This window comes from Sphingobium sp. FW305-3-2-15-F-TSA7, from assembly GCF_058787155.1.
The window spans coordinates 1-26,374 of sequence record NZ_JBYSZM010000058.1; the positions used below are offsets into that span (position 1 = coordinate 1).

25 protein-coding genes are annotated in these 26,374 nt (G+C 63.1%); 14 read left to right on the plus strand and 11 right to left on the minus strand.

All coding sequences use genetic code 11. The annotated features are described in order from the left end of the window. The 3 genes from AC3WN8_RS28940 to AC3WN8_RS28950 all read left to right on the plus strand — a co-directional run. On the plus strand, window positions 1–917 hold a 917-nt coding region (locus tag AC3WN8_RS28940; RefSeq protein ID WP_492672991.1), incomplete at its 5' end, for an FAD-binding oxidoreductase. Between the two features lie 50 nt (window positions 918–967). Continuing rightward, window positions 968–1,600, plus strand: coding sequence for a c-type cytochrome (locus AC3WN8_RS28945; protein WP_492673013.1), 633 nt, complete (start codon window positions 968–970; stop codon window positions 1,598–1,600). Window positions 1,601–1,627: 27 nt separating this feature from the next. Then, window positions 1,628–2,386 (plus strand): nuclear transport factor 2 family protein, encoded by a 759-nt coding sequence (locus AC3WN8_RS28950; protein ID WP_492672992.1) that lies wholly within the window; start codon window positions 1,628–1,630, stop codon window positions 2,384–2,386. Between the two features lie 293 nt (window positions 2,387–2,679). Here AC3WN8_RS28950 and AC3WN8_RS28955 read toward each other — a convergent pair whose 3' ends face one another. Further along, on the minus strand, window positions 2,680–2,922 hold the full coding sequence (locus AC3WN8_RS28955) for a hypothetical protein (protein ID WP_492672993.1): 243 nt from the start codon (window positions 2,920–2,922) through the stop codon (window positions 2,680–2,682). Between the two features lie 497 nt (window positions 2,923–3,419). Between AC3WN8_RS28955 and AC3WN8_RS28960 the strand changes: the two genes are divergently transcribed. The 3 genes from AC3WN8_RS28960 to AC3WN8_RS28970 are packed head-to-tail and all read left to right on the plus strand — an operon-like array spanning window position 3,420 to window position 7,295. Continuing rightward, the gene (locus AC3WN8_RS28960; protein WP_492672994.1) at window positions 3,420–3,989 is read left to right on the plus strand and encodes an RNA polymerase sigma factor; all 570 of its coding nucleotides are present in this window, start codon (window positions 3,420–3,422) and stop codon (window positions 3,987–3,989) included. Then, window positions 3,979–4,923: a FecR family protein gene (locus tag AC3WN8_RS28965; RefSeq protein WP_492672995.1), complete on the plus strand. Its 945-nt coding sequence runs from the start codon at window positions 3,979–3,981 to the stop codon at window positions 4,921–4,923. Before AC3WN8_RS28960 ends, AC3WN8_RS28965 begins: the two co-directional genes overlap by 11 nt. Before the next feature lie 17 nt (window positions 4,924–4,940). Continuing rightward, window positions 4,941–7,295 (plus strand): TonB-dependent receptor, encoded by a 2,355-nt coding sequence (locus tag AC3WN8_RS28970; RefSeq protein WP_492672996.1) that lies wholly within the window; start codon window positions 4,941–4,943, stop codon window positions 7,293–7,295. An 86-nt stretch (window positions 7,296–7,381) separates the two neighbouring features. Here AC3WN8_RS28970 and AC3WN8_RS28975 read toward each other — a convergent pair whose 3' ends face one another. The 10 genes from AC3WN8_RS28975 to AC3WN8_RS29020 all read right to left on the minus strand — a co-directional run bounded on the left by AC3WN8_RS28975 (window position 7,382) and on the right by AC3WN8_RS29020 (window position 18,016). After that, the gene (locus AC3WN8_RS28975) at window positions 7,382–7,594 is read right to left on the minus strand and encodes a hypothetical protein (protein WP_492672997.1); all 213 of its coding nucleotides are present in this window, start codon (window positions 7,592–7,594) and stop codon (window positions 7,382–7,384) included. Next, window positions 7,594–8,769 (minus strand): glycosyltransferase, encoded by a 1,176-nt coding sequence (locus AC3WN8_RS28980; RefSeq protein ID WP_492672998.1) that lies wholly within the window; start codon window positions 8,767–8,769, stop codon window positions 7,594–7,596. Before AC3WN8_RS28980 ends, AC3WN8_RS28975 begins: the two co-directional genes overlap by 1 nt. Next, window positions 8,766–9,290, minus strand: coding sequence for a DUF2141 domain-containing protein (locus AC3WN8_RS28985; RefSeq protein WP_492672999.1), 525 nt, complete (start codon window positions 9,288–9,290; stop codon window positions 8,766–8,768). The genes AC3WN8_RS28980 and AC3WN8_RS28985 overlap by 4 nt, the downstream gene beginning before the upstream one ends. After that, window positions 9,287–10,207, minus strand: a complete 921-nt coding sequence (locus AC3WN8_RS28990; protein WP_492673000.1) for a hypothetical protein — start codon at window positions 10,205–10,207, stop codon at window positions 9,287–9,289. The genes AC3WN8_RS28985 and AC3WN8_RS28990 overlap by 4 nt, the downstream gene beginning before the upstream one ends. A gap of 77 nt (window positions 10,208–10,284) precedes the next feature. Then, complete coding sequence (locus AC3WN8_RS28995; RefSeq protein WP_492673001.1) at window positions 10,285–11,031, minus strand: DUF2334 domain-containing protein; 747 nt, start codon at window positions 11,029–11,031, stop codon at window positions 10,285–10,287. Between the two features lie 782 nt (window positions 11,032–11,813). Continuing rightward, a complete protein-coding gene (locus AC3WN8_RS29000; protein ID WP_492673002.1) occupies window positions 11,814–12,881 on the minus strand; it encodes an alpha/beta hydrolase in 1,068 nt (355 codons plus the stop codon). Between the two features lie 30 nt (window positions 12,882–12,911). Beyond that, a complete protein-coding gene (gene argE, locus AC3WN8_RS29005) occupies window positions 12,912–14,207 on the minus strand; it encodes an acetylornithine deacetylase (RefSeq protein ID WP_492673014.1) in 1,296 nt (431 codons plus the stop codon). After that, complete coding sequence (locus AC3WN8_RS29010; protein WP_492673003.1) at window positions 14,125–15,072, minus strand: alpha/beta hydrolase; 948 nt, start codon at window positions 15,070–15,072, stop codon at window positions 14,125–14,127. Before AC3WN8_RS29010 ends, argE begins: the two co-directional genes overlap by 83 nt. 96 nt (window positions 15,073–15,168) lie before the next feature. After that, entirely contained in the window at window positions 15,169–16,731 is a 1,563-nt protein-coding gene (locus AC3WN8_RS29015; protein WP_492673004.1) for an amino acid permease, read from the minus strand. Then, on the minus strand, window positions 16,715–18,016 hold the full coding sequence (locus tag AC3WN8_RS29020; RefSeq protein ID WP_492673005.1) for an MFS transporter: 1,302 nt from the start codon (window positions 18,014–18,016) through the stop codon (window positions 16,715–16,717). The genes AC3WN8_RS29015 and AC3WN8_RS29020 overlap by 17 nt, the downstream gene beginning before the upstream one ends. A 323-nt stretch (window positions 18,017–18,339) precedes the next feature. Here AC3WN8_RS29020 and AC3WN8_RS29025 point away from each other — a divergent pair, with 323 nt between their 5' ends. From AC3WN8_RS29025 to AC3WN8_RS29060, 8 genes are all read left to right on the plus strand, one after another. Then, window positions 18,340–19,596, plus strand: coding sequence for an aromatic ring-hydroxylating oxygenase subunit alpha (locus AC3WN8_RS29025; protein WP_492673006.1), 1,257 nt, complete (start codon window positions 18,340–18,342; stop codon window positions 19,594–19,596). A 5-nt stretch (window positions 19,597–19,601) separates the two neighbouring features. Next, a complete protein-coding gene (locus AC3WN8_RS29030) occupies window positions 19,602–20,129 on the plus strand; it encodes an aromatic-ring-hydroxylating dioxygenase subunit beta (protein ID WP_492673007.1) in 528 nt (175 codons plus the stop codon). A gap of 10 nt (window positions 20,130–20,139) precedes the next feature. Then, window positions 20,140–20,952: an enoyl-CoA hydratase/isomerase family protein gene (locus AC3WN8_RS29035; protein ID WP_492673008.1), complete on the plus strand. Its 813-nt coding sequence runs from the start codon at window positions 20,140–20,142 to the stop codon at window positions 20,950–20,952. A 2-nt stretch (window positions 20,953–20,954) separates the two neighbouring features. Further along, on the plus strand, window positions 20,955–21,674 hold the full coding sequence (locus AC3WN8_RS29040; protein WP_492673009.1) for an SDR family NAD(P)-dependent oxidoreductase: 720 nt from the start codon (window positions 20,955–20,957) through the stop codon (window positions 21,672–21,674). A 25-nt stretch (window positions 21,675–21,699) separates the two neighbouring features. Beyond that, a complete protein-coding gene (locus AC3WN8_RS29045) occupies window positions 21,700–22,989 on the plus strand; it encodes an acyl-CoA dehydrogenase family protein (RefSeq protein ID WP_492673010.1) in 1,290 nt (429 codons plus the stop codon). A 1-nt stretch (window position 22,990) separates the two neighbouring features. Continuing rightward, window positions 22,991–23,992, plus strand: coding sequence for an NADPH:quinone oxidoreductase family protein (locus AC3WN8_RS29050; RefSeq protein ID WP_492673011.1), 1,002 nt, complete (start codon window positions 22,991–22,993; stop codon window positions 23,990–23,992). A 143-nt stretch (window positions 23,993–24,135) separates the two neighbouring features. After that, complete coding sequence (locus AC3WN8_RS29055; RefSeq protein ID WP_492673012.1) at window positions 24,136–25,113, plus strand: SDR family NAD(P)-dependent oxidoreductase; 978 nt, start codon at window positions 24,136–24,138, stop codon at window positions 25,111–25,113. Window positions 25,114–25,164: 51 nt separating this feature from the next. After that, window positions 25,165–26,136, plus strand: a complete 972-nt coding sequence (locus tag AC3WN8_RS29060; RefSeq protein WP_492673015.1) for an NAD(P)H-dependent flavin oxidoreductase — start codon at window positions 25,165–25,167, stop codon at window positions 26,134–26,136. The last annotated feature ends 238 nt before the right edge of the window (window positions 26,137–26,374 follow it).

The window sequence follows — 26,374 nt, forward strand, 5'->3', positions numbered from 1 at the left end:
GGGCGGGCGGGCGCAGCGCCTATGCGATCGAAGCCGTGGATATCGTCACCGCGGACGGCGTCCTCCGCAAGGCCAGCCGGACGGAAAATCCCGACCTGTTCTGGGCCGTTCAAGGCGGTGGACCCGGTCTGTTCGGCGTCGTCACAAGGTTCACGCTGAACTGTGTCGAGGCACCCGCTATCCTGCTCAGCTCATCTTACCGATTCCGCCTGTCCGATCTCGGCGAGATACTGAAAGCGGTGAATGACCTGTCTCCCGACATCGATCGCAACGTCGAGTGCGCGATCGGGGTTGTCGCGGACCCACAAAGCGAGAGCGGCGGTTCCTCGCCGCCGCAATTCGTCGTCAATCTCGATTATATCGCTTATGCTGCGGACGAGCAGAAAGCAGAGGCGTTGCTGGCCCCCGTCGGCAACCATCCGGTTCTCGCCAAGGCGGTCCGCCGCAGCGAACGGCAGCCGATCACACTCGACGATTATTATGGCGGGGGCGAGATCGGCTTCCCGCAGAGCCATTTCCTGGCCGATAATTTCTTCACGAACGCACCTGTCGAAACGGCTGGAGTGGTCGAAGGGCTGATGCCGGAAATGGCGGGGAATACCAAGATTCTGTTCGTTCACATGGGCGATGATCCTCTGCAGGATGCAGCGTGCTCGACAACGGGGCGCTTCTATCTCGCCACATATCATCGGTGGAGCGAGGCCAGGGAGGAAGCCGGGAACCGCGAGAATGCGCGCAAGCTGTCCCAGGCGCTCAAGCCCCTGTCGAACGGCAGCTACATCAACGAGATGGACCAGGAAGGGCGCTCCGGCGACATCCCCTCCTGCTACTCACCAAAGGCCTGGAATCGCCTCAGGCAACTGCGCGAAATATGGGACCCGTCCCGGGTCTTTCAAAACTTCTACGGTCAGACATGAGGAGGTTCACCACCGCCATCGCCGCCGGCGTGGCATTTGCCGGGGCGGCCATGTCGCCGCTCGGAACGGGGCGTGCCGGATCGCCCGAACCTGCGCCGACGTTGCTGGCGGGCAAGGGACTCTACACCAGCTGCGCCGGATGTCATGGGAACCAGGGCGAAGGGCGTGCTGAAATGGATGCGCCGCGCCTGGCAGGTCAGGACCCGGACTATCTTATCCGGCAGCTTCTGAGCTTTCGCGCCGACAGGAGGGGGCCGGTAGCCGATCCCGGCGGCTTCCAGATGCGGGGGCGTGCAAAGGCCTTGGCCAATGACGAGGAGGTCCGCCTCGTCATTGGCTGGATCCGGCAATTGCCGGTGATTTCGACGAAGGGCGGCTCACGGCTCGAGCCTGGGCAAAAGGATCGGGCGGCAGCGCTCTATCGGAGTTGCGCGGCATGCCATGGCGAACGGGGCGAAGGGGACAAGGCATTTATGGCGCCCCCGCTGCGAGGGCTGGATGAACACTATATCGCGGGCGAGTTGCGAGATTTTCGGCAGGGGCGGCGAGGCGCCGATGTCGGGAACGCCGCCGGTTCGATGATGGTCGCCGCTGCGGAGGCGATATCAAGCGATGCCGATATCCAGCTCCTCTCGGTCTTTATATCCGACTTGCACCCGGCCGCGCCATCGGACGAGAAATAATCGTCAAATACGAGACGGAGACTACCGATGTTGAAGCAGTTTCGTATCGCAATTCTGATGATGGCGTTGGCCAGTATCACAATGTTACCAAATGAAACGGGCCATGCTGCTTCCAGCAAGCGCCCGGCTGATGATCCGGAATCGGTGGTGCGGAAGCTCTATGCTGCATATATCGCAAATGATCAGGTCACCGCGCGCAGCTTGATCGCCGACGATGCGAGTTGGACATGGTTTGGCCCCAAATATATCATTCCATTCGCAGGGACCTGGCGGGGGCCAGATGGCGTGGATCACTTTTTCAAGACGCTCAAGTCGGTGATCACCGATGCAGATTTCGGTCAGCGCGAATATAATGTCGATGGCGAAGTTGTTGCCGTTCCGGGTTTCGACGCCGGCACGGTACGTGCAACCGGGGGGCGTTTCCGAGTAGCCAACCTCCATTATTTCCGCGTCAAGAACGGCAAGATCATTCTGTTCGAGGAATATATCGATACGGGTGACATCATAGAGGCTTTCGCACCGGCAGATTCAAATCGTGGCCGCGAGCTTTTCGAGAAATGCGGCATTGCTGACGGGGAAGAGTCCCGCGGTCGCGCTTCCGTGCCCGGCCTGTCAGGAAATGACGCCGTCGATCTTGTTCGCCAGTTGCGGGAGTATCGCTCGGATACAGCACGCAAGAGCGAGCCGATGCAAGGCTGTGCAATTTCACTTCCCGGCGACCGCGGGGTTCGCGATCTGGCCGCCTATGTCGCCTCACTCCCGGTTTATCCCTCGCCGATGAAATAGGCGCCGCGCCGGATCTCCCTACGAAACGTAGAAACAATTGCCTGCTTGTGGCTTGCAAGGCCGCAACCCGCCAGTCTTCGCTTACGCCAGCAAAGTCTCCTATTCGCCGCTAAGCGTACCGGAAAACAAGGTCAGCTTTCCATATTTTCTACCCGAAACCTGCCATTCCGCTTTCGGCCCAAAACCTGTCCGGCAGCTATGCGCCCCAATCTCGGTCATTCCGAGCCCACACCGTCAATCCTGAAAGCTGCCGTCCGTTCCGATCTTAGGTCATGCCAGCGCAAGATAGGTATTTATCGGCCCGTGCGCTCGCTGCGGCTTTTGAGGTGCCGAATGTCGTGTGGACGCGCGAATGGCGTACGCAAGCGGGTCACGGAGCTGCTTTTCGCGCGGGTCGCGACCGGGGCGACGGCAACGGGCCCAGCCGCCTCGATATCGGCCCTGGCAATTTTATTCGGGCAATCGGCGTCTGCCGGATTGTTGCGAGTGCCCCATTTGAGGAAATAATAGACGCATGCCATGATCGGGTCAGCCATGGGCTGTTTCGCATTCGGCCCTCGGCCCGGCGACAGGGCTGCTCGATGCAATATCCTGGGATCTTGAATCGAAGCGATCGACACTCGCATATTTGCGGGACACGCGCGTATTTCCTCATCTTTCTGGCCGATTATTTCGGCAAGATTGCCGCGCGGGCCGCGGCAATCCTTTCCAAAGCTGAGATGCCGAGGAGGATGCGGTTCCACATCAGCGGGAGCAAATTTCCGTCCCGCCCGGTTCGGCAAATATCTGGCTAAGTCGCATCGGCAATGTTAATCGCGAGCGATGCTCCTGTTCGACCCGTTTCCAATTCGATGGAAAGCTCGTGGCGATTGTAGCTGGATATGGAATGGATTGGCGCCGCAGGTGCTGGGCCATCTTGTCATGTCAAAGCGACGCTCGCCATTCGCCCAACATGGTCTCGAGCGGAAGAGATCGAGGTCGCGGCGGTTCCCGGTCGGCCCCTTCATCGCTTCGCCCGCCGGTCGGCTGCGTCATGTCCGCGCATAACGGCCTTCTGCAAGTTTTCGTCGAAACGCGCTCGGCATTGTCGCGGTTTCTCGTCACGCGCGGCGCGACGCACGATGAAGCCGACGAAATTCTCCAGGAACTGCATCTCAAGCTGTTGACCGAAAATATCGGTCCCGTCGCGCAGCCCCGCGCCTATCTTTATCGAATGACCAGCAACCATTTTGCCGGGGTGCGGCGATCGGCGCGGCGCCGCGTCCGGCGCGAGGAGGAATGGACCGAGCTTCGTGGAGGAGGGGACGGCGAGATCGACGAAGCGCCGTCCGTCGAGACGATGCTCATCGCCCGGGAGCAACTCGCGATCCTTCAGCGCGTTCTGGACGGTTTGCCCGAACGGACCAGGTCGATTTTTCGGCGCTTTCGGGTCGATCTCGAGCCGCAGCGCCGGATCGCCGACGATCTTGGCATCAGCGTTAGCGCCGTCGAGAAACATCTGAGCCGAGCCTATACCGAAATCGCGGCTGCCAAGCTGCTTCTGGATGAGGATGCGACCGAACGGCGACATCTTAGCGACGAAGGAAGCCGTTATGAGAGATGACGCGGCAGACGAGATCCAGCGGCGTGCCCTCGAATGGCATATCCGGCTGCGCGATGGCGACGACGATCTCTGGGACTCGTTTTCCCTGTGGCTCGCGGAAGATGCGCGCCATGTCGCAGCCTATGAGACGGTGGAACGTCTCGACAATACACTCGAGACGTTCTTGCCCGATCTGGTTTTCAGGGAAGCGGCGAACGACGTCGATGCGGACGTGCCTGTGCGGCGCCGGGCCAAAATATTTTGGGTCGGTGGCGCGCTTGCCGCTTCGATCGCCGCTGCCGTCCTGGTTGGCCCGCAGCTGGCATCGAGCCGCTATGAAGTTGCGACCGGACCGGGAATGCGGCAGACCGTCGCCCTCGACCCGGTGACGCACGTCACTCTCAACGGCTCGACGCGTATGACCTTCGACCGGCGCGATTCCCGCTTCGCGTCATTGTCGGAAGGCGAAGCCCTGTTTCAGGTCCGCCATGACGGGGCAAAGCCATTCAGGCTCGAAGTGGGGGGCAACCAGATCGAGAATGCCGGTACCGTCTTCAATGTCGTGCGCGACGACGACGAGGTTCGCGTTGCGGTCGCCAAGGGCAAGATAATCTATAATCCTCGCTCGGCTGCCATCGCGCTGAAGCAGGGCGACCAATTGATCGACCGCGCGGACGCGGGGCGGATTTTGACGCGGGTACTGCCCGAAACCATCGGGTCCTGGAAGGCGGGACGTCTCATCTATGCCAATGTGGCGTTGTCGCAGGTCGCTGCGGATCTAGGCCGGAGCCTGGGCGTGTCCATCGCCGTCGCGCCGGCCCTCGAGGATCGCGCATTCTCCGGCACGATCGCCCTCGACGGAACGGGACCGCGGCAGCTGGCCCGCCTCGGACCGGCCCTGAACGTCGATTTCGCGAGCGAAGGCGCGGGTTGGGTCATGACGCCCACCAGATGATATGCGATGTCAGATGGGTGGCGGCCGGAGTCGCGGCCATCCTGTTCTCCTCCACCGATGCGGCGCACGCCCAGGCGCGGCAGTTCGATGTGCGTCCGGGCACGCTGGGCGCGGTCGCCGGAAGCCTGGGGAGCCAGGCCGGGATCACCATCGCGATCCCTGACGCCGACATCGCGACGCGCCGCTCGCCGGGCGTGCGAGGAAAATTTTCTGTTCGCGATGCCTTGTCGCGGGCTTTGCGGGGGACCGGGGCCGAGGCGATCTTCTACGACGAAAGAACCGTCCGGATCGCAAGAAAGCGACAATCGCAACCTGCCCCCGTCCGCGTGCGACGGCCCTTGCCACCCTCGCTGCCGCCTTCGTCGCCGGCACCGCCGCGCGAGGAAATCGTCGTCACCGCGAGCAAGCAAAACATTCTTTCGGTAAATTATCCGGGTTCCGTCAAGATCGTCGATTTCGAACCGGACTGGCTTGTCCGCAACGCGGCCAGAGGAAGCGCGGGGATTATCGGCCGGCAGCCCGTCATCGGCTCGACGAACCTCGGTCCCGGCCGTAACAAATTATTCGTTCGAGGAATCGCCGACAGCAGTTTCAACGGCCAGACCCAGGCAACGGTGGGGCAATATCTCGGAGAGGCGCGGCTCAATTACAACGCGCCCGATCCGGACCTCAATCTCTACGATATGGAGCGAGCCGAGATCCTTGTCGGTCCGCAAGGCACCCTTTACGGCGCGGGCTCGCTAGGCGGGATCATTCGGCTCGTTCCTCGGATGCCCGACAGCGAAACCGCCCAGGCGAACGCCGCGATCGGCGTCAGCTCGACGCGGTCCGGAGGCATGAGCGGGGATGCCGCCGTGATGGTCAATCTGCCCATTGTCGAGGGCCGCGCCGCAATGCGTCTGGTTGCATATGGGTCGCATGAAGCCGGCTATATCGACGATCCGCGACGAAATCTCTCCAACATCAACCGGTCGCGTGTCGTCGGCCAGCGACTGAGCCTGCGCATAGACGACCTGGCCGGCTGGACGATCGACGTCGGCGGCGTGTCTCAGGAAATAGACGTTCGCGATGGACAATATACGCTGCGCAATCGGCCACCGCTGACGCGCAGTAACCCGATTTCGCAGCCGTTCGACAATGATTACGGCCTGGTCTTTGTCAATTTACGGCGCATGATCGGAAGCAAGGAACTGGTGTCGACGACGTCGGCGGTACGGCACAACTTGATGTCGATCTTCGATGCGACGGGCGACGGCGATCCCGGCGTGCCGACGCTCTTCGAAGAACGGAACAACATAAGGTTCATTGCGCACGAGACCCGCATATCTGGCGGCGGTCGAAGAACTCCGTGGGTTGCGGGGGTCGCGATTCTCTACAATGTCAACAAGATCGACCGTGCCCTGGGTCCTCTGGATGCACCGGTGGAAATCGCGGCCCTCCAAAACGAGCAGTCGGAACTTGCCATCTTCGGCCAGGCGACGCTTCCGGTCAGTCGATCGCTCGGATTGACCCTCGGCAGCCGGTTCGCGACGGCGCATGGCGAGGGTAAACTCGCGCGGGGCGGGCAGCCTTTATCGGTCGAGACTTCGGGCGACAAGCTGAAGATCCTGCCAACAGCCGCGCTCGATTGGCACCCAAAAAAGAACTTCTCCGCCTTCCTCCGGTATCAGCGGGGATTCCGGAGCGGAGGTCTCGCGGCGACCGCGACCGGTTCGCCAGACGATACACGGGAGTTTGTCGCCGATGAGATGACGCTTGCCGAATTGGGTTTCCGCGCGGGCGCCGAGACAGGCGACCCGCTATCGTTCCGCTTCTCGCTGTTCGCGGTCGACTGGAACGACATCCAGGCCGACCTCATCGACAGCGCCGGTTTGCCCTATACGGCGAACACCGGCAGCGGATGGATTTTCGGCGTCGATGGAGAACTGGTCTGGAGAGCATCGCCCGCCCTGACGTTGAGAGCGGCAGCGTTTCTGAATGACAGTGATCTGAAGCCGAGCGGGGCCCTGGCGAGCGGAGGCGATATGATGTTGCCCGGGATCTCACGATATGGGGCGTATGCGGAGGCGAACTGGCGGAAGAAAATTCGCTCCGGCCTCGACTTTACGGCGGTCGCGACGTTGCGGTTTGTGGGCAAGTCCTATCTTGGCGCCGGATCGCCTCTCGACGTGTCGCAAGGAGACTATGCCGTCGGCTCGCTGGGAGGACGGCTCGCAACCGGGCGCGTCGGATTCTCGATCGATGTCGATAATCTTACCAATGCCCGCGCGAACACATTCGCGTTCGGTAATCCATTCAGACTGGCCGATCGCAACCAGGAGACTCCCCTGAGGCCTCGAACGGTCCGGGTCGGAATCGACATCCGCTTTTGATCGCCGCCAGTCTGCTTTGAGGGCGAAGGAACGGAAGGCGAGGGGCACCGCCACGAACAGCGGACGCTCGACATGTTCGATTTGGCTCATGATACGAAGGTGCAGGGATGCTGACGCATCCGCACCTTGAAACGCTCAAGCGCCGCGCGGGCTTTACCAAGATTCGATGAGTCAAACTCATTGAATCTTGGTATGAGGCGGCGGCTGTTTTCGAGCGACGGCAGCAAGCCGATGACGGCGGCGGTTCCAGGAAACGGCCGTGCCAGGCTCCGTGCGATATGCCCATCCAGAACCCGCATCAGGCAGCCCGGCGGGCAGGCGGTGCGAGATTGCGATAATGATCGAACAGTCGTTCAAAATGAACTTCGATGTCCGGCGCCGCGAGTGCACGGCGCCGGGCCGCATCGGCAAGCGCGGCGGGGTCGCGGCGGAACAGCCGATCGATTGCGCGCGCCGCCGCGCCCGCGTCGCCGGCGGCATAGCATTCGCCATTGTCCGGCCTGACGAAATCCGATGCGCCACCTTCGTTCGGAACGATAAGCGGCAAGCCCGAAGCGACAGCCTCGGCGGCAGCCAGCCCGAAGGTTTCCGCTTCACAACCGTGGATCAGCGCGTCTGCGCTGGCGATGACCCGGGCCAACAATGTCCGGTCGGCGATCGGGGCGAGCAAATGGATATGCGGATTGCCGCCGATATGACGGATCAGTCGCGCCCGGTCGCGGCCGTCCCCGACAAGAACCAGCCCGAGCGGACGCGTGACCCCCGCCGCGAGACAGGCATCTATCACCATCGGCCAGCGCTTTTCGGCGCTGTGGCGGCCAATTCCGATCAGCAAGCTTGCGCTATCGGGCAACGCGCAACGTGCAAGAAGTTCTCGCCGAAGTTGTCGATCGCGATGCGCTGGAGAGAATATCCCAGGGTCGACCCCCATAGGTAACGTAACAACGCCAGCGACGCCGCCGGCCGTGAGGCGATCGGTCAAATGGCTATTGGCGCTCACAACGGTGCTGAATTTCCGGCCCAAGCGCCGCAAATGCTGCCAGAATGGATCGAAACCCCGGTCAATGGCTTCGCGGCTGCCGAACGGTCCGAACCAGCGATAGGCATAGGCCGCCAGCGGATCGGCGTGCATGACAAGGGCCCGCGGCGCTGCCGCCTGCCAGTCCGCGACAATATTGGCGGTACGCCAGGGCGAAGATGCTTCGACCAGGTCGGGGGCCTCCGAATCGAGGAGACGATGGATCCGCGCCGGATCGTCGAAAAAGCGATAGCGCCGGTCGACGATCAGTGGCGGGCTCTCGACGAAAATGATCCGCCCGCTGCCGGATCGACGCTCGACATACGCGTGCGATCCGGGCGCGATGACGACGATCTCGTGCCCCAGGGCCGCGCCGATTTCGAGCTTGCGGTCGATATAGGTTTTTACGCCTCCGCCATGAGGCGCGTAAAAGGCGCAGACGTCGACAATCTTCATGGCCGTTCCAGCGGCCGGTAGTTCAGCCCCCTCAGATAGTTCATGACGACCTCGACCCGCGTCGGCGCGGTCCCGGCCGATACCGATGCCGACACGGCCCTGGGTTTCGACCAGCCGAGCTTGGGATTTCCGCCGAAGCCCAGACCATCGGGCAATTTGTCCCATTTGAGATTCCGATTGCGGTCATGGAGAACCGAGAGGCTGTAGCGCCCCGCCGAAGGCACACGGATGCACAGTGTCACGGGTCCTGCCGGAGGCAATTCGAGATCGACCCGACGAAACGTCTTTCCCCGGTTGATCAGGATGGCGTCGTCCTGCAGGAAATCGGCGTCATTAGCGGGGTAGATCTCGGCGCGAACCAGCCCCTTTCGGTCCTTCAACCCGACGACATGCACGATCAACGCAGGACCGGCCTCCCCGGGGCGGCACGCCGCCTCCGCCTTGCCCAGCGTCGGGCTCGGCGTGGCGGGGCCCGCCGCCGCCAGCAGCGCGCTCCATAGCGCGAGCGCGGGATAGTTCATGATTTGCGCCCCGCCTTGATATCGGCCAGCATGATGAGAGAGCCGCAGGTGAAATGCGCGAGCAGAATGAGAATCGCGATGCTTCCGATTAACGGTCCGATCGCGCCATTCTGGCCGGTCAGGTAAAAGGCGATGACGGCGAAGGCGAGATCCTTGTTCGGAACGAACGGCAGACGGGATACAAGCAGCTGGAGCGTGGCCAATATCACCAGCCAACCGATGGCGATATCGGGCAGGGCGCATTTCCACATCAGCCCCGACAAGGACAATGTCGCGAGCAGGCGTGCGATGTGAATTCCGAAAATCATTCTCAATTGATGTCCGGGCAGGGAAAATATCCGCCGCCGGAACAGGAAGGCCATGAGCGACAGGCCGATGAGAATCGCAACGGAGAAAAGCACGGCCTGGCCGTGAAAGCCTGGAACGACGTTTCCGAATTGAGGCCACGCCACGACAAGCATGATCAGGGTGATCAAATTGCCCGCCACCGCCGACAGGATGCTGACGTCCTTGATCGCACCGAAAGGCGCCGCCGCAAGATGGGCGTGCTGCCGCGCCCATGCGTAGAAATAGGCCTCACCGCTATAGCCGAACAATATTTCGTTACAGATCAGCTTGCGGATCAGCGCCTTGAATCCGGCGCGCGGAATGGTCCACAAGCGTTTGAAGATCAGAAATTCGGAAGACGGCAGCGCGAGATAGTAGCTCGCGAATGCGACCCAGAATAGCGGATTGCCCGGTACGCCGTGCAAGGCACTCGCAAAGCCGAGATCCCCGATTTTCAATATCAGAGCGATCAGCAGGGCGAAGGACAGGCCCCAGGAAATCCATTTTTGCCAAGGGCGGGTTTGCGGCAGGAGGGGCGGGAAATGCTCAGCCAGCGAGCCCGGAGCTACGCTCGACGAATGCGAATTCATCTATCGTCCTTGGATTGTCTTTCTCAACCCTCTGATGCCCTTCGATATGGAAATCCCCATCAGCGAGGGGAAAAAATTCAGTCCGAAACGAGATCGGCATAGCCCGACGGACGGTGCGACCTGGTGAAGGCGCGCAGCGCGCGCTCAATCTCGCGCAGCAGGGCCGGCGAGTCGACGTCATGGGGATGAACGGCGAACCGGACCGTCCTCGCTCGCGCGAGGCCCATCGTCGCCAGACGTGACCAGAGTATCGAGCCCGTTAGCCGAACCATCGACCTGCTCGCGTAAGTGACCACGGGGCCGCGTGCGAAGACGCGTCCATTCCGGGGATCCCAGACGCGGAAATGGTCTTCGATCAGTCCGAAGCCCTGTGCCGACAGGGCCGCCAGGCTGGCATCGCCATACAGCCACGCCGGCGCAACAAACCCGTCGACCGCCCTGCCGATCGCCTGTTCGACGATCGCCCTGCCTTCGAGAAGGCGGCGTTCGGCTTCGGACCGCGGCAATCCCAGAAACTCGCCTTCGCCGGCGGTCAACCGGCTGGCCGCCCAGCGCGCGCCGATACTCGCGTGCGAGCCTTCATCGAGGTGGGTAAAGCCATGCAGGAAAATCTCACATCCGCTATCGGCCCACGCCCGCAGCCGCGCTGAAAACGCCCGGTCATTTGGTAAAAGGCCCCGGCGATGGAAATCCGGCACGACGAGCAGGGCAAAGCGCCCCCGGCCGACGATCCCTTCCACCAGCGAAATCAAACGCGCCAGTCGGTCGGAGTGGACGGGGGTGACATCGTGGATCGATGCAAGAAGTCGGCGCGCGGGCCTCACCGGGCGATCCGATCGACAAGAGCGATATAGGATATCGCCGACGCATCGAGACCGTGATGGTCCGTCGCCCGCTGAACTGACTCCCGCAACGGTGGCGGCCGATTGAGTTGCGCTGCGATCACCGTTGCGCGAATCCTTGGATCTCGGGGCCGCGCGACGGTTCCCAGGTCGAGGGATGACAGGATTTCTCGCAGCGCGACGCTCCACTCCATTTGAACCCGGCAGTTGGCAAGCCGAACGGGGATGCGTTCGCTTCCTCTTGTGCGAGAAATCGCGGAGAATGATTGCGGTGTGTCGTGCACGGTATCGGTCAAAGCTGTACCTCGAAACTGGTGGGCGGTTCCGTAAACAGACGGCGCCGTTCAAGCGGGTCGAATGTCCGCGCACGATCTGCGGACTGCATCTGGGGCTTTGATGCCGTGAGGTACAGCATCCCCCATCTCGTGAGGGCATTGAGAGGTGGTTCCGGTGCGCGCGGGGGCAGCGTTGGCGGATTGAACCCCGTGATTGGCGTTAGCAGCCAAGTTATCCCGGCGTCTGGCGAGTGGCGGCTATCGCTATCAGCGCCGCCAAAAATGGCCTGACCGAAACCGGCTCAGAAACTGCCGGACCGGCTTCCGCATGAGCTGCCGGTCAGCATTGCCCTCGTTGCGGTCATTCGGAAGGGCGGCGATCGATCCTGAAGGCCGCCGTTCTTTCACCGATCAGAAGACCGAGCGCTGGACGATTGGCTGTGGGACACTCCTGCCGTCAGCTTTTTGATAGGCGGTATGATGCTGCGGTCAGATCTCCACTGGTCGGCCGAATGCGCGGCGTAGCGCATTGAGCTTGGCCTTGGTGAACCGTTTGGCGGGCGAGGTATCCGTCGCGACCTGGTCGAAGCCGTGATAGGCGCCGGGAACGACCAACAACTCGGTCGGCACGCCCGCGTCGGTCAGGCGGCGGGCATAGTCGATATCCTCCCCCACCAGCAGATCGATCCCGCCGACGCCGATGAACGTTGGCGGCAGGCGTGAGAGATCCTGCGTGCGAGCAGGGACGGCCGCCGCCGGTACGGCGGCGCTGCCCGGTGCCGCGCCCAGAAAGGACTGCCAGGCATAGGCGTTGACCGGCGCGCCCCAGCCGACCGAGCCGATCTGGGCGGGGGGTATCACCGTCGTTCCGGTGCGGTCGTCGAGCGCGGGATAGACCAGCACTTGCGCCGCCAACGGGACTTCGCCGCGGTTCCGGGCTTCGATCGCAACGAGTGCCGCCAGCGCCCCGCCCGCGCTGTTGCCGAGCACGGCTATGCGCGAGCGATCCACGCCGAGTTGTGGCGCCTCGGCATGGAGCCAGCGCAACGCCGCATACACATCCGCCGTGATGCCGGCGTGGCGCGTTTCCGGTGCAAGCCGGTACTCGACCGAGACGACAACGCAGTCGAGCTGCTTGGCGAGCCGTTGTTGATTGCCGACCTCGTAGCGCGCTTGCCCGGCGACGAATCCACCGCCGTGGATGTGAAGGATCGCAGGCCGGTTCGCATCGCGCCGGGCGTTCATCACGAAGATGGTGACGTCCGGCTGATCCTTGCCGACCGGAACGCGGCGCTCCTGAACGGGAACGTCGGCAAGACGCGGCGGCACGAATTGCGCCGCCGCCTTGCGCAGATCCGGCAGCATGGCATCGCCGGGCTCGGTCATCGAGCGTGACATTTCCGCGATCTTCATCGCCGACGAGCGCAATTCCGGATCGACATAAGAGAGGTCAGGACCTTTGCCGACTTGCCCGGCCCAAGCGATCCGTGGCGCGATCGCCGCAAGCGCAAGCCCGCCACCCAGTTTCGCAAGACCGCGCCGGCTGATCGTTTCCACGTCTATTCCTCTCAAATCGACAAAACCGGATCAGGTCAGTTCGTTGGACAGCCGCAGCATGAAGCGAGCGCAGGCGGCGACCTGATCGCGCGCGATGAACTCGTCGGGCTGATGCGCTTGTTCGATCGATCCCGGGCCGCAGATGACGGTCGATAGGCCGGCCTGTTGGAACTGCCCTGCTTCCGACCCGTAGGGGACCGCAAGCGCCGCGTGGTTGTCGCCAGTCAGCGTGCGCGCCAGCGCGGCCGCCGCGCCGTCGGTCTCCGGCGCAAAGGCAGGGACGGTGGCGATAACCGAATAGTCGATGCCGCAATCGGGAAAGCGTTGCCGCATCTCGGCGTCTAATCGCGCGACCAACTCGCTAAACGGCGCCAGCACGTGTTCGGCCGAAAGGTCCGGCGTGACGCGCAGGTCGAAGACGAATCGACACGATCGCGCCAGCGTGTTCATCGCCGTCCCGCCCTTGATCTGGCCGATCGTCAGTGTCGCGTGCGGCGGCGCAAAGGGGCTGGCGGGATCGGCAGCGCGAACCAGGGCTTGCTCGATCTCCACGAGCTTCGCCATCAGCCGCGCGGCGATCATGTTGGCGGAGATGCCGAGATGGGTCAGACTTGAATGCGCCTCATGCCCACGAACGCGCACTTCCGCCACATGCGCGCCCTTGTGCGCGCCGACGATCTTCATCTCGGTCGGCTCACCCACGATGACCGCTGCGGGTGCCGGCACGTCACGGGCGATTCCGTTGATCATCAACGGCGCGCCGGTGCATCCGACCTCTTCGTCATACGACCAGGCGAAATGGACGGGGCGGGTCAGGGAACTTTCGGCAAAGACCGGGGCCGCTGCCATCGCACAGGCGATGAACGCTTTCATGTCCGCAGTGCCGCGGCCATAGAACCGTCCGTCCTTAAGCGTCAGGTCGAACGGGTCGGTCGACCAGGGCTGTCCCGTGCAAGGCACGACATCGCTATGACCAGACAGCACGATGCCGCCCGGGACATTCGGCCCGATCGACGCGAGCAGGTTCGCCTTCGTGCCATCGCCATTGAAGAACCGCCGCGTGCGAGCGCCCGACACCTTGGACAAGTCCTCCAGCGCGTCGATCATGGCGAGGTTCGACCGGGCCGAGGTGGTGTCGAACCGGACCAGTAGTTCCAGCATCGCTTCGCTGCGATGGGTCAGCTCATCGATGTTCACCGATACCCCGCGGATTGCGCCATCCCGACCGACGAACCGGCCATGTTCAGCGCGCCGCCGCGGGCAGCCAGCCGAGCTTGCGGAAGAACCGGTCCGTCTGGCGGATCGTGTCCCACGCCCATTCTTCATATTTGATGCCGAGCTTCGCGTCCTCAAGCCCGATCCACGGTTCGGTAAAACCGTGCGGCGCACCGGCATAGCTCACCACGTCACACTGGAATTTGAGCGACTTGGCCTTGCGGCAAAATTGTTGCGCCTTGTCGAGCGTCGTGGCCGTGTCGGCCGATCCCTGGAAGATGATGGTGGGGGGGAGCTTGCCCTTGTCCAGATACTCCCATGGCGAGAGTTCGCGCGCCCGAGACGCGGATTCCTTGCCAACCATCGGCTCGAGCTTGTCGGCGATCGCGACCATGTCCAGCGCGGGATTGTAGAGCACGAGCGCGTTCGGGCGGACGTCGATCTTGGGATCCTTGGGGTCCTCGAAGCCGGGGATCAGCGCGGTCGCCGCGGCCATCTGTCCCCCGGCGGAACTGCCGACCACGGCGATCCGGTCCGGATCGATGCCGAACTGAGCGGCATGTCCCCGCACCCAGCGGACGGCCGACTTACCGTCGGACACGGAGTCCATGATGGTCGAATTGTTGCGGCAGCGCACGCGATAGTCGACCAAGATCGTCACCATGCCCAGCAGCGCCAGATGGGTCGCCTGGGTTTGATAGCGGCGAACGTCGCCGAACACGAAGCCGCCGCCATAGAAGAAGATCGCCGCCGGGGTCTTGGCGCCCGCCTTTTGTCCTGGCGGGGTGAAGACGTGAAGCCGCAGGTCCGTGCCCTCAACCGTCTTGTAGACGAACGGCTTCGACCCGTTGATGTGCGGCGCCTGTGGATCGGTGACCTCGCTGGGCGCGCATAGATCCTGCGCCGATGCCGGCGCGCCGATGGTGGCGAGCGCAACTGTGGCTGCCGTGCCGAAGATCGTCTTCATCTTACGCATGTTCAAAGGTCCGCCTCTCATCTGCTGTCGGCGCATAGTGCACGCTTTTGGACATGCTTCGCGCGAAAAAACTTCATCCAAACCGGCGAACTGGTTTCATCGGGACTCGTGCACGGGCGCGACATACTCGCTCATGTCCGGGCCTTCGTCCTGTGGATCGCCGTGCTGCAGGTTCGAATGGCGCATGCCATAGGCAAAGTAGAGCACGACCGCGCCGACGAGATACCAGAGGAAGAACGACAGCACATTCCACGGCACGGTCGTGATGAGATAGCAGCTGCTCAGAATCCCAAGAATCGGCGTTGTTGGATAAAAGGGGACCTTGAACCCACGTGGCAGGGTAGGGGCCGAGCGCCGCAGATAGATGACGGAAAGGCAGACGATCGCGAACGCCGCCAGCGTACCGACCGAGGTCATGTCGCCAAGCATGTTGATGTCGAAAAAGCCGGCGGCGACGGCGGTCAGCCCGCCCACCAGCGCGGTGTTGACGTGCGGCGTCTTGAACCGCGGATGCACCGTCGCAAAAATTCGCGGCAACAAGCCGTCGCGCGCCATCGTGTAGAAGATGCGCGTCTGACCATACATCAGGACGAGCACGACCGAGGTCAGCCCGATGATCGCGCCGACTTTGATCAGCTTGGCGAACCAGCTCCAGCTGGGGCCGAAGCTGTCCACCACCACCGCAACCGGGTCGGGTACGTTGAGCGAACTGTACGGGACGAGCAGCGTCATCACCGCGGCCACGAGCATGAACAGAACCGTGCAGACGGCGAGCGAGCCGACGATCCCGAACGGCATGTCCTTTTGGGGGTTCTTCGCTTCCTGTCCCGCCGTCGAGACCGCTTCGAAACCGATATAGGCGAAGAAGACGATCGATCCGCCGCGCATGATGCCGTCGATGCCGAATTTGCCGTCGCCCTGGTTGGCGGGGATGAAGGGCGTCCAGTTCCGCGCGACCAGGTCGCCAAGTTGCGAAAGGACGAGCACGCCACCCGCGACGATGAACGCGACCAGCACGCTCACCTTGATCGCGACGATGGCGTTGTTGACCTTGGCCGATTCCGAAACGCCCCGGATGAGCAGGGCGGCCAGCGCCAGACAGATGGCGAAGGCGGGCAGGTTGAAGAGGGTCGTTACCGGGCGACCATCGACCAGCACCGGAACGCCGTCGCGCATCAACGGATAGCCGGTCGGCCCGGTCAGTTCCGCCGGCATGTGAAGACCGAAATCGGCGAGCAGGCTGACGACATAGCCCGCCCAGCCGACCGCGACGACCGAAGCGGAGATCCCATACTCCAGAAGCAAAAGGGCGCCCATCGTCCAGGCGACGAATTCACCGAGCGCGGTGTAGCCATAGGTATAGGCGGACCCCGATACGGGCAGGGTCGAGGACAATTCGGCATAGCAGAGGCCAGCGAACGCGCAGACGATGCCGGCGACAACGAACGACAGCAGGACCGCCGGACCGGCATGAAGCGCCGCCGCCGATCCGGTGCGCACGAAGATACCCGCGCCGATGATACAGCCGACGCCGAGAAACAGGAGGTTCCACTTGCCCAGCGTGCGCTTGAGTTCGCTGGCGGCTGTTTCACGCTGAACCTGCGCCACGGACTTGCGCGCGAACATTCGTCCGACGATGCCTTCACGCGCATTGCGCATGGCTATACTCCTCCGTTTGATCTTGCGGCAGCCAGCGCGCGCTCACGACGATGATGACGGCGACGAGTGAAATCAGCGCCGCGCCGCTGGCGTAATAGCTGGGTGCGATCCGTCCGACATAGACGCTGAGCGCGGCATAGATCAGCGGCGCGAACGCACCGCCTAACAGTACCGCCACATTGTAGGAAATGGCGAGGCCAAGCGAACGATTGGTGGCGACGAACAGATCCGACATCATCGCCGCCAGCGCGCCGAGGAACAGCGCGGCGAGAAACGACAGGGTCAGCTGCACGAGCACGGCGTGGCCAGCGGTCGGTGTCGCATCGAGCATTCGGAACAGCAGCACGGGCGCGACGACCAGCGCCGCACACGAAATGAGGGCAAGCCACTGCCGCCCGATGCGGTCGCCCAAAGTGCCGGCGATCGGGGTGACGATCAGCAGCGTGATGCCGGCATAAGCCTGGGTCCATATGCCTTGTTCGCGATCGATACCGAACCGGCTCGTCGCGAGCGTCGGGAACGAGATGAGCAGGTGCAGGGTCGCCGAGGCGACGATGACCATTGCGGCGGCCGTGGCGGTACGTTTCCAGAAATCGGCGGACAGACGCGGGCGCACGACGCCATCCGCGCGCGATTTGGCGGCGGCAAATTCCGGCGATTCGTCGGCGTGGTAACGAATGACATAACCGACCGGCCCGACCAGCATCCCGAAGTAAAAGGGGATGCGCCAGGCCCAGTCAGCCAATTCCTGCCCGGTGAACAGCGCGCTGAGCACGCCGCCGAACAGCGCGGCAATGACGACGCCAAGCCCCTGGCTTGCGAACTGCCAGCTGGCATAATAGCCGCGTTGGCTGTGCGATTGCTCGGCGAGATAGGCGGTGGCGCTGCCAAATTCACCACCCGCGGCGAAGCCCTGAATGAGGCGCGCCACGATAAGCAGGATTGGCGCGGCGATGCCGATCTGCGCGTGGCCGGGCAGGAAGGCGATCAGCGCGGTGCCCACAAACATCAAGAAGCTGGTCAGCGTCAGCGCGTTGCGTCGGCCTGATCGATCGGCGATCCAGCCGGTTACGATGGCGCCGATCGGCCGGATGACGAAAGACGTACCGAATGCACCGAGTGCGGCGAGCATGGAAACGGCCGGGTCGCCCGGAAAGAAGTTGGCGGAGATATAGCTGACGAACGTCGCGTAGACGAGGATGTCGAACCATTCGAGCGTATTGCCGATCACCGCAGCGGCGACGTTCAGCGCGCGTCCTGTGGATTTTGGTTCCTCCACCGTCATCTGTCGTCTTCATCCCCTCTGCCACGCCCGCGCATCGGCGGATCATGTAGCGTTTACGGCCGATGTCGTACGCCGATTTCACAGGGCTCGCTGGCGAAATAATCTCATCAGTTGCGGCGAGTTATTTTCGCTTAAGCATCAGCCAGAATTGACTAGAAACAGATCGCGAAGACGCCAGCGATCTGCCCTGAACAGTGCAGCCTATCGCGTCCTGTGACCGCAACGATCTTCAAGGTCGTGTCTGTCATGAAGAGAGGATGTATTTGAAGTTTTCGCACTCAGCAGAATGAGTACTTCAATGCAAATGCCTGGAGTTTAGTAACTTGGTCCATGCCCTGATGGAAGCGGATATTGGCAGTTTGATCGAGCCGACCCGGGTTCACAGCCGCCTGTATACCGATCCCGACATCTTCCAGCAGGAGCTGGAGCGGATCTGGTACCGGACCTGGGTCTATGTCGGTCACGAAAGCGAGATCCCGAACAAGAATGACTATGTGACCAAGAGCATCGGCCCGACGCCGGTGATCATGGTGCGCGACAAGACGGGCAAGATCAGCCTGTTGCTGAACAAATGCCCGCATCGCGGCAATCAGCTGTGTGCGTACAAGTCAGGCAACAGTAGCGCGTTCGTCTGTCCGTACCACGCCTGGACCTTCGCCAACACCGGCGACCTGATGGGTTATGCGCTGCCCGATGGCTATGAAGGCGTGTCAAAGGCAGGTGTCAGCCTGGGCAAGGTGCCGCGCATCGCCAGCTATCGCGGGTTCGTGTTCGGGTCGATGGCCGAGGACGGCCCGACGCTGGAAGAGCATTTGGGCGGTGCGAAGGCCGCGATCGATCAGCTCTGCGACAACTCGCCGACGGGCGAGGTCGAGCTGACCGCTGGCTTTCTGCAGCATCGCACCAAGGCGAATTGGAAATTCATGACTGAGAACGAGACGGATGGCTATCATCCCGGCTCGGTGCACGGCTCGGTCTTTCAGGTTACCAAGAGCGAGATCGGCAAGCTTTATGCCAAGGATTCGAGGGCGCTGACGCGCGATTACGGCAATGGTCATACCGAGTTCGACCTGCGGCCCGAATGGCGGCGGATCGACAAGCCGCTGCAATGGTTCGGCACCACGCCTGAGCGGCTGCCCGACTATGTGGCCGCGATGAACGAGGCACATGGCCCGGATCGCGCACGGCAGATCATGATCGATGGGGCGCCGCACACCATGATCTTTCCGAACTTGTTCATCGCGGAGATCCAGATTTTCGTCCTGCAACCCGTCGCGGTCGATGAATCGATCCAGCATGTGACGGCGGTCCAGTTCAAGGGCGCGCCGGACATCAACCGCCGCCTGCGCCAGCAGACGATGGGATCGGTTGGCCCCGCTGGCCTGCTGCTCGCCGATGATACCGAAATGTATGAGCGCAATCATCGCGGCGCGGGTATTCGCGATCCTGAATGGCTGGTCCTCACGCGCGGTCTTCACCGCGAACGGCTAGATGAGAACGGCTACACCGTCGCCCATGCCACGGACGAGGTGCCGCAACGCGGCATCTGGCGCCACTATCTTCAGTTGATGCAGGACTGACGCCGATGCCAGGTCAAGCCGTGAGTGTCCGCGCTTCCGACGATTTGCGCGCAATCTCTGAATCCGAGCTTTATCACCGCGTCTCGCAATTCCTGTTCCTCGAAGCACGGCTTCAGGACGGTCATGACTATGATGGTTGGGAAGCATTGTGGGAGGAGGACGCCGCCTATTGGGTGCCGGCGAACGGGGACGATACCGATCCCGAGACGGAAATGTCGATCATCTATGATAACCGCTCGCGCATTCGTGTCCGGATCGCGCAGCTCAAAACCGGCCGCCGCCACACTCAGACCCCGAGATCGTCGCTGGCCCGGCTGATTTCCAACGTCGAGGTGACCGAGGTGACGACGGACGAAGTCTCGGTAAGCGCGAACGCGATCGTCTATGAGGACAACCTGCGCGGCGAGACGATCTGGGCGTCGCGCAACGACTACCGGTTGCGGCAGGTCGATGGCGCGTTTCGGCTGGTCCGCAAGAAGGTAGTGCTGGTCAATAATGCCCGGCCCATCTTCACACTTTCATTCTTGATTTGAGGTGCCGGCCATGAACGATTCCATGCCGCAATCCTGGATGGCCGAAGGGCCGGTCCTGCTGGACTTTGCCGATCATGTCGCGACGATCACGCTCAATCGGCCCGACGCGTCCAACGGCATGAACCTTGACCTCATGAAGGCGCTCCACGCAGCCATCATGCGCTGTCATCGCGAACCCGGCGTCCGCGTCGTTCACCTGCGGGGAGCCGGGAAGAATTTCTGCGCAGGCGGAGACGTGCATGAGTTCGCGTCATATGGCGAAGGGCTGGGCGATTTCTTGCGCGAAGTCACGGCATGGCTCCAGATGGCGATCGGCGCGCTGATCCGCTTGGATGCGGTCGTCGTTACCGAGGTGCAGGGCTTTGCGGCCGGCGGCGGCGGCCTCGGCCTCGTCTGCGCGTCCGACATCGTGGTCGCGGGCGCAAAGACGAAGTTCCTCGCCGGCGCCACGCGCGTCGGCATGGCGCCCGATGGCGGCGCGTCGGCGATTCTGCCCAGCCTGGTCGGCTTTCGTCGGGCGATGGACATCGTCCTGTCCAACCGCATCGTCGGGGCCGAAGAGGCCGAGCGAATCGGATTGATCACCAGGATGGTCGCCGACGATGCGCTGGCGGACGAAGCCAAGGCGCTGGCGGCTCTCTACGCGGCTGGATCGCCGCTCGGTCAGGCGGGCGCCAAGCGGCTGTTGTGGAATGCCATCGACGTTGAGCGGGCATTGCCCGAAGAGTCGCGCACCGTCGCGACCCTTTCGGCGACGGCGGACAGCCGTGAAGGGCTGGCAGCCGTGATCGAGAAGCGCGCGCCCGTCTACCGGGGGCGTTGAGATTGCGGCGGGCGCTGGTCACGGGCGGTGCGAGCGGCATCGGAGAAGCGACCGTGCGCCGGCTTGTCAACGACGGCAATGCAGTGACCTTCTGTGACCGGGATGGGGCGGCGGGCGAGGCGCTGGCACAGGATACAGGCGCGGCGTTCGTGCAGTTCGATGCGAGCGATCCCGCGACGGTGGCGTTGGCGTTGGGCCAGTCCGATGCGTTCGACATCCTGGTCAACAATGTCGGTGCCGACCAACACGCCTTCTTCACCACGACCACGCCCGCCGACTGGCGCGCGCTGCTTGCCATCAATCTGGAAAGCGCATTCGCCTTCACGCTCGCCGTGTTGCCGGCGATGCAGGCCGCGCGGTTCGGGCGGATCGTCAACGTTGCTTCGGAGGCCGGGCGATTGGGGTCGAAGGGCGGTTCGGTCTACGCCGCGGCCAAGGCGGGGTTGATCGGCTTCACAAGATCGATCGCGCGCGAGAATGCGCGTTTCGGCATCACGGCCAATGCGATCGCGCCGGGGCCTGTCCATACCCCGATGGTCGATCGCGCTGTCGCCGAATTAGGCGACCGCATCATCACCGACATGGCCTCGCTCACGCTGGTCGGACGACTGGGCCAGCCTGACGAAGTGGCGCACGCCATCGCCTTTTTCGCTTCGGACGGAGCGGCTTTCATCACCGGCGAAGTGCTGGGCGTATCCGGCGGCATGGGCTGCGGCGCCTGATGTCACCCGAACAAGGATCACGGGAATGAACTTCGAATATACGCCGCGCCAGAAGGAACTGATCGAGCAGGTCTCGGCCTTCATGGACGCGCATATCTATCCTGCCGAAGCGATCGTCGAGGAACAGATCGCGGCGTTCGGGTCGAACCGCTGGCAGATCATCCCGGTGCTGGAGGAACTGAAGGCCAAGGCGAAGGCCGCCTGCCTGTGGAACATGTTCATGCCCCCCTCGTCCGGCCATGTGCATGTCGAGGACAGTTTCCAGTTCGATGGCGTGCAGCTCACCAACGTTGAATATGCGCCGATCGCCGAGATTCTGGGGCGTTCGCCGATCGCGTCGGAGGTATTCAATTGCCAGTTTCCAGACAGCGGCAATATGGAGCTGCTGCTGCGCTACGGCACGCTCGAGCAGAAGGAACGCTGGCTGCGCCCGCTGATGAACGGCGACACGCGTTCGGCGTTTCTGATGACCGAGCCGGGGATCGCCTCGTCCGACGCGACCAACATCCAGACCCGCATCGAGCGCGATGGCGATCAATATGTGATCAATGGCCGCAAATGGTGGACATCGGGGATCGGCGATCCGCGTTGCGAGGTCGTGATCGTGATGGGCAAGACCGATCCCGACGCGCCGACGCATTCGCAGCAAAGCATGGTGCTGGTCCCGATGAACACGCCCGGCCTGCGGCTGGTGCGGCCGCTGACCGTCTATGGCTATGATCGCGCGCCGCATGGCCATTTCGAAGTGGCGTTGGAAAATGTCCGCGTACCGGTCGAGGAATCGCTGGTGCTGGGCGAGGGACGGGGGTTCGAAGTCGCCCAGGGACGGCTCGGGCCGGGGCGCATTCATCATTGCATGCGCAGCATCGGGTCCGCCGAGCGCGGCCTGGAGCAGATGGTCAAGCGGCTGATGAGCCGCAAGGTGTTCGGTAAGTACATCGCGGAGCATTCGGTCTGGGAGGAGCGCATCTCGCACGCGCGGATCGAGCTGGACATGACCCGCTTGCTTTGCCTCAAGGCCGCGGACATGATGGATCGCGCCGGCAACAAGGCAGCGCGGCTCGAGATCGCGATGATTAAGATCCAGGCCCCGCGCATGGCGTTGAAGGTGCTGGACGACGCGATCCAGGCGCATGGCGGGGGTGGGGTCGGCGATGATCTGGGGTTGGCGCGCGCCTGGGCACATGAACGTACGCTGCGCTTGGCCGACGGCCCCGACGAAGTGCACAACCGCACCATCGCGCATCTCGAAATGTCCAAATATGCAGAGCTGCATCAGCAGGTGCGCGCCGACCGAAAGGCCCGCGGGTGCTGAGATGCAGGCGTGGCTAAGCCATGCGCCGGGTGGTCCGGAGACGCTGGCGCTCGACGATATGGCGCCACCGTCGCCGGTGCCAAGGCAGGCGATCGTGGAAGTGCATGCCTGCGGCGTGAACTTTCCCGATCTGTTGCTGATTGCGGGCAAATATCAACAGTCGCCGGATCGACCCTTTGCGCCTGGCGGAGAGATTGCCGGGATTGTGCAGTCGGTCGGGGCGGACGTGACGCATGTCGCAGCCGGCGACCGCGTGCTGGCCAATATCGGCTGGGGTGGATTGGCCGAACAGGTCGGCGTCGAAAGTGATCGGGTCGTTCGCATTCCGGATGCGATGCCGTTCGATCAGGGCGCCGCGTTTATCACGACTTATGGCACAAGCTATCACGCGTTGACCGATCGCGCGCAGTTGATGGCGGGCGAGACGGTGCTGGTTCTGGGCGCATCGGGCGGGGTCGGCATCGCGGCGCTCGACCTGGCGCTGACGCTCGGCGCGCGGGCGATCGCTGCTTGCTCGACACAGGCGAAAGTCGATTTTTGTCTGGCGCGCGGTGCGCAGGTCGGGATCGTCTATGGTGACGCGCCGACGGATCGCGACAGCCAGCGCGCGCTGACGCAGCGGCTGAAGCAGGCAACGGGTGGCGCAGGGGTCGACATTGTATTCGATGCGGTGGGCGGCGGCTATGCCGAACCCGCCTTGCGCGCGATCGCGTGGGGCGGGCGGTATCTGGTGGTGGGCTTTGCGACGGGGACCATTCCATCCATCCCGCTCAACCTTCTGCTGCTCAATAACGCGCAAGCCATCGGGGTCTTTTATGGCGAGTGGGCCGTGCGCGATCCCGCCGCTTATCAGCGCGGCGCAAGGGAATTGCTGAACCTGTACGAGCAGGGCCGGGTGCGGCCGGCGATCGATCGTCGCTACTCCTTCGCGGAAGCGCGGCGCGCCTTCTCCGATCTTGGCCGGCGATCCGTCAAGGGCAAGCTGGTCGTGACGCTTCGCTGAGCGAGGCCTGCACGGCTGACATGTGACGGGCGCTCATCCGTTTCGACAAGTTATATGCGGTTGTCCCCCGCGCGCCCTCTAACCCAAAAGGTCGGGGGCAGCCGGCCGTGCTGCCATCGAGCAAATCGAGTGGGAGAGTCGCGGTGGCGCAGGGTTTGGGAGCGAAATCGACCACCGACGACGTGCTTGCCGGCATCGACCTGTCGGGCAAGCGCGCGATCGTCACCGGCACTTCGGCGGGGTTGGGAATCGAGACGGCGCGCGCATTGGTCGCGCATGGCGCGGATGTGATCGGCACGGTCCGCAATGTCGCGAAGGCGGAGACTGCGACCGCCATTGTCCGCGAAGCGGCCGCAAAGGGAGGGGGCAGCTTTACGCTCATGGAGATGGACCTTGCGTCCTTCGCCAGCGTGCGCGCCGCCACGGATCGGCTGAACGCGGTGATGACCCCGATTGATATCGTCATCGCCAATGCCGGAGTTATGGCGACGCCGTTCGGCCTGACGATCGATGGGTTCGAAACGCAACTGGCGACCAATCATCTCGGCCACTTCCTGTTCATCAATCGAATCGCGCCGCTGATCCACGAGGGCGGGCGCGTGGTCGAGCTTGCCTCGTCCGGCCATCGCTATGGCGAGCCGGACCTAGACGATCCCAATTTCGAGCGCACCCCTTACAAGGCGGGCCTTGCCTATGGCCGATCGAAGACTGCGAATGTGCAGTTTGCCGTCGAGTTCGATTCCAGGCACAAGGATCGCGGCGTCCGTGCCGCCGCCGTGCATCCCGGCAGCATCCAGACCGAGTTGGTTCGCCATTTCGAGGATGGTGCGCTCGACAGACTGGTCGATGAGATGACTGCGTATCAGGAAGCGACCGGCGGCGATCCGTTCGAGTGGAAGACGATCCCGCAGGGCGCGGCGACGTCGATATGGGCTGCCGTCACCGCGCCCGGCGAACTGGTCGGCGCGCAATATTGCGAGAACTGCCATGTTGGCCGGATCGTCCCTGACGATCAGCCTATCACGCCGGTGAGCGAAGGCGTGCGCGCCTATGCCCTCGATCCAGAACGCGCCCGCGCGCTGTGGATCAAAAGCGAGGAATGGGTCGGCGAGCGGTTCTGATGCCGACTTGGCACCTGCGCGCAAGCCATAGAAAGGAACATCCAAATGCCCATCAAGACGCGGATCACCGAGTTGTTCGGGATTGAGCATCCGGTCATTCAGGGGGGCATGCATTATGTCGGCTATGCCGAGATCGCGGCTGCCGTATCCAATGCCGGCGGCTTGGGCATCATCACCGGATTGACGCAGGGCACGGGCGAAAAGTTGGCCAACGAGATCGCGCGATGCCGTGCGATGACCGACAAGCCTTTTGCCGTGAACCTCACCTTCCTGCCGTCCGTCACGCCACCCGACTATCCGGGCCTCGTCGATGCGGTGATCAAGGGCGGGGTCAAGATCGTCGAGACCGCCGGCAATCCGGCTAAGTGGATGCCGGCCCTGAAAGAGAACGGCATTACCGTCATCCACAAATGCACCTCGGTCCGCCACGCGTTGAAGGCGGAGACAATGGGTGTCGATGCGATGAGCGTCGATGGCTTCGAATGCGGGGGGCACCCGGGCGAGGACGATGTCGGCAACTGGATCCTGCTGCCGCGCGCCGCCGAGGCGCTGAGCGTGCCATTCGTCGCATCGGGCGGCGTGGCGACGGGTTCGCAGCTGGTCGCGGCGTTGGCGATGGGTGCCGATGGCGTGAACATGGGCACGCGCTTCGTCGCGACCCAGGAAGCGCCGGTGCACCAGAATGTGAAGGATGCGATCCTGGCCGCGACCGAGCTGGACACGCGCCTGATCATGCGGCCGCTGCGCAATACCGAGCGCGTGCTGATCAATGCAGGCGTCGAGCGGCTGCTGGAGAAGGAGCGGACGCTGGGCGACGCGATCACCTTTGCCGACATCGCACCGGAAGTGGCGGGCGTCTATCCCCGCATATTCAAGGATGGCGAGATGGATGCCGGCGGGTGGAGCTGCGGCATGGTCGCCGGCCTGATCCACGACGTGCCGACGGTGCAGGCGCTGATCGATCGCATCATCGGCGAAGCGGAGAGCCTCATCCGGCAACGTCTGCCGTCGCTCGTGGCGTAACGCGGCGACGACGTACCGGACGCGGGGACAGCGTCGCGCCAGCGACCCGCCTAGACTGATCGAGACGAGAGGGCGGTACTTCGGGAGGATCAAATGGCCTATGCGGATCTGCTGTGCAAGGCGGTCGAGCGCAATCGGGCCGGCCGTGCTTTCTCTGGCGTCGGCACGGCATATCGTTGGGCGGAACTGCGCGATATGACCGCGCGCTTGGCCAGCGGCCTGACCGCGCGGTTCGGAC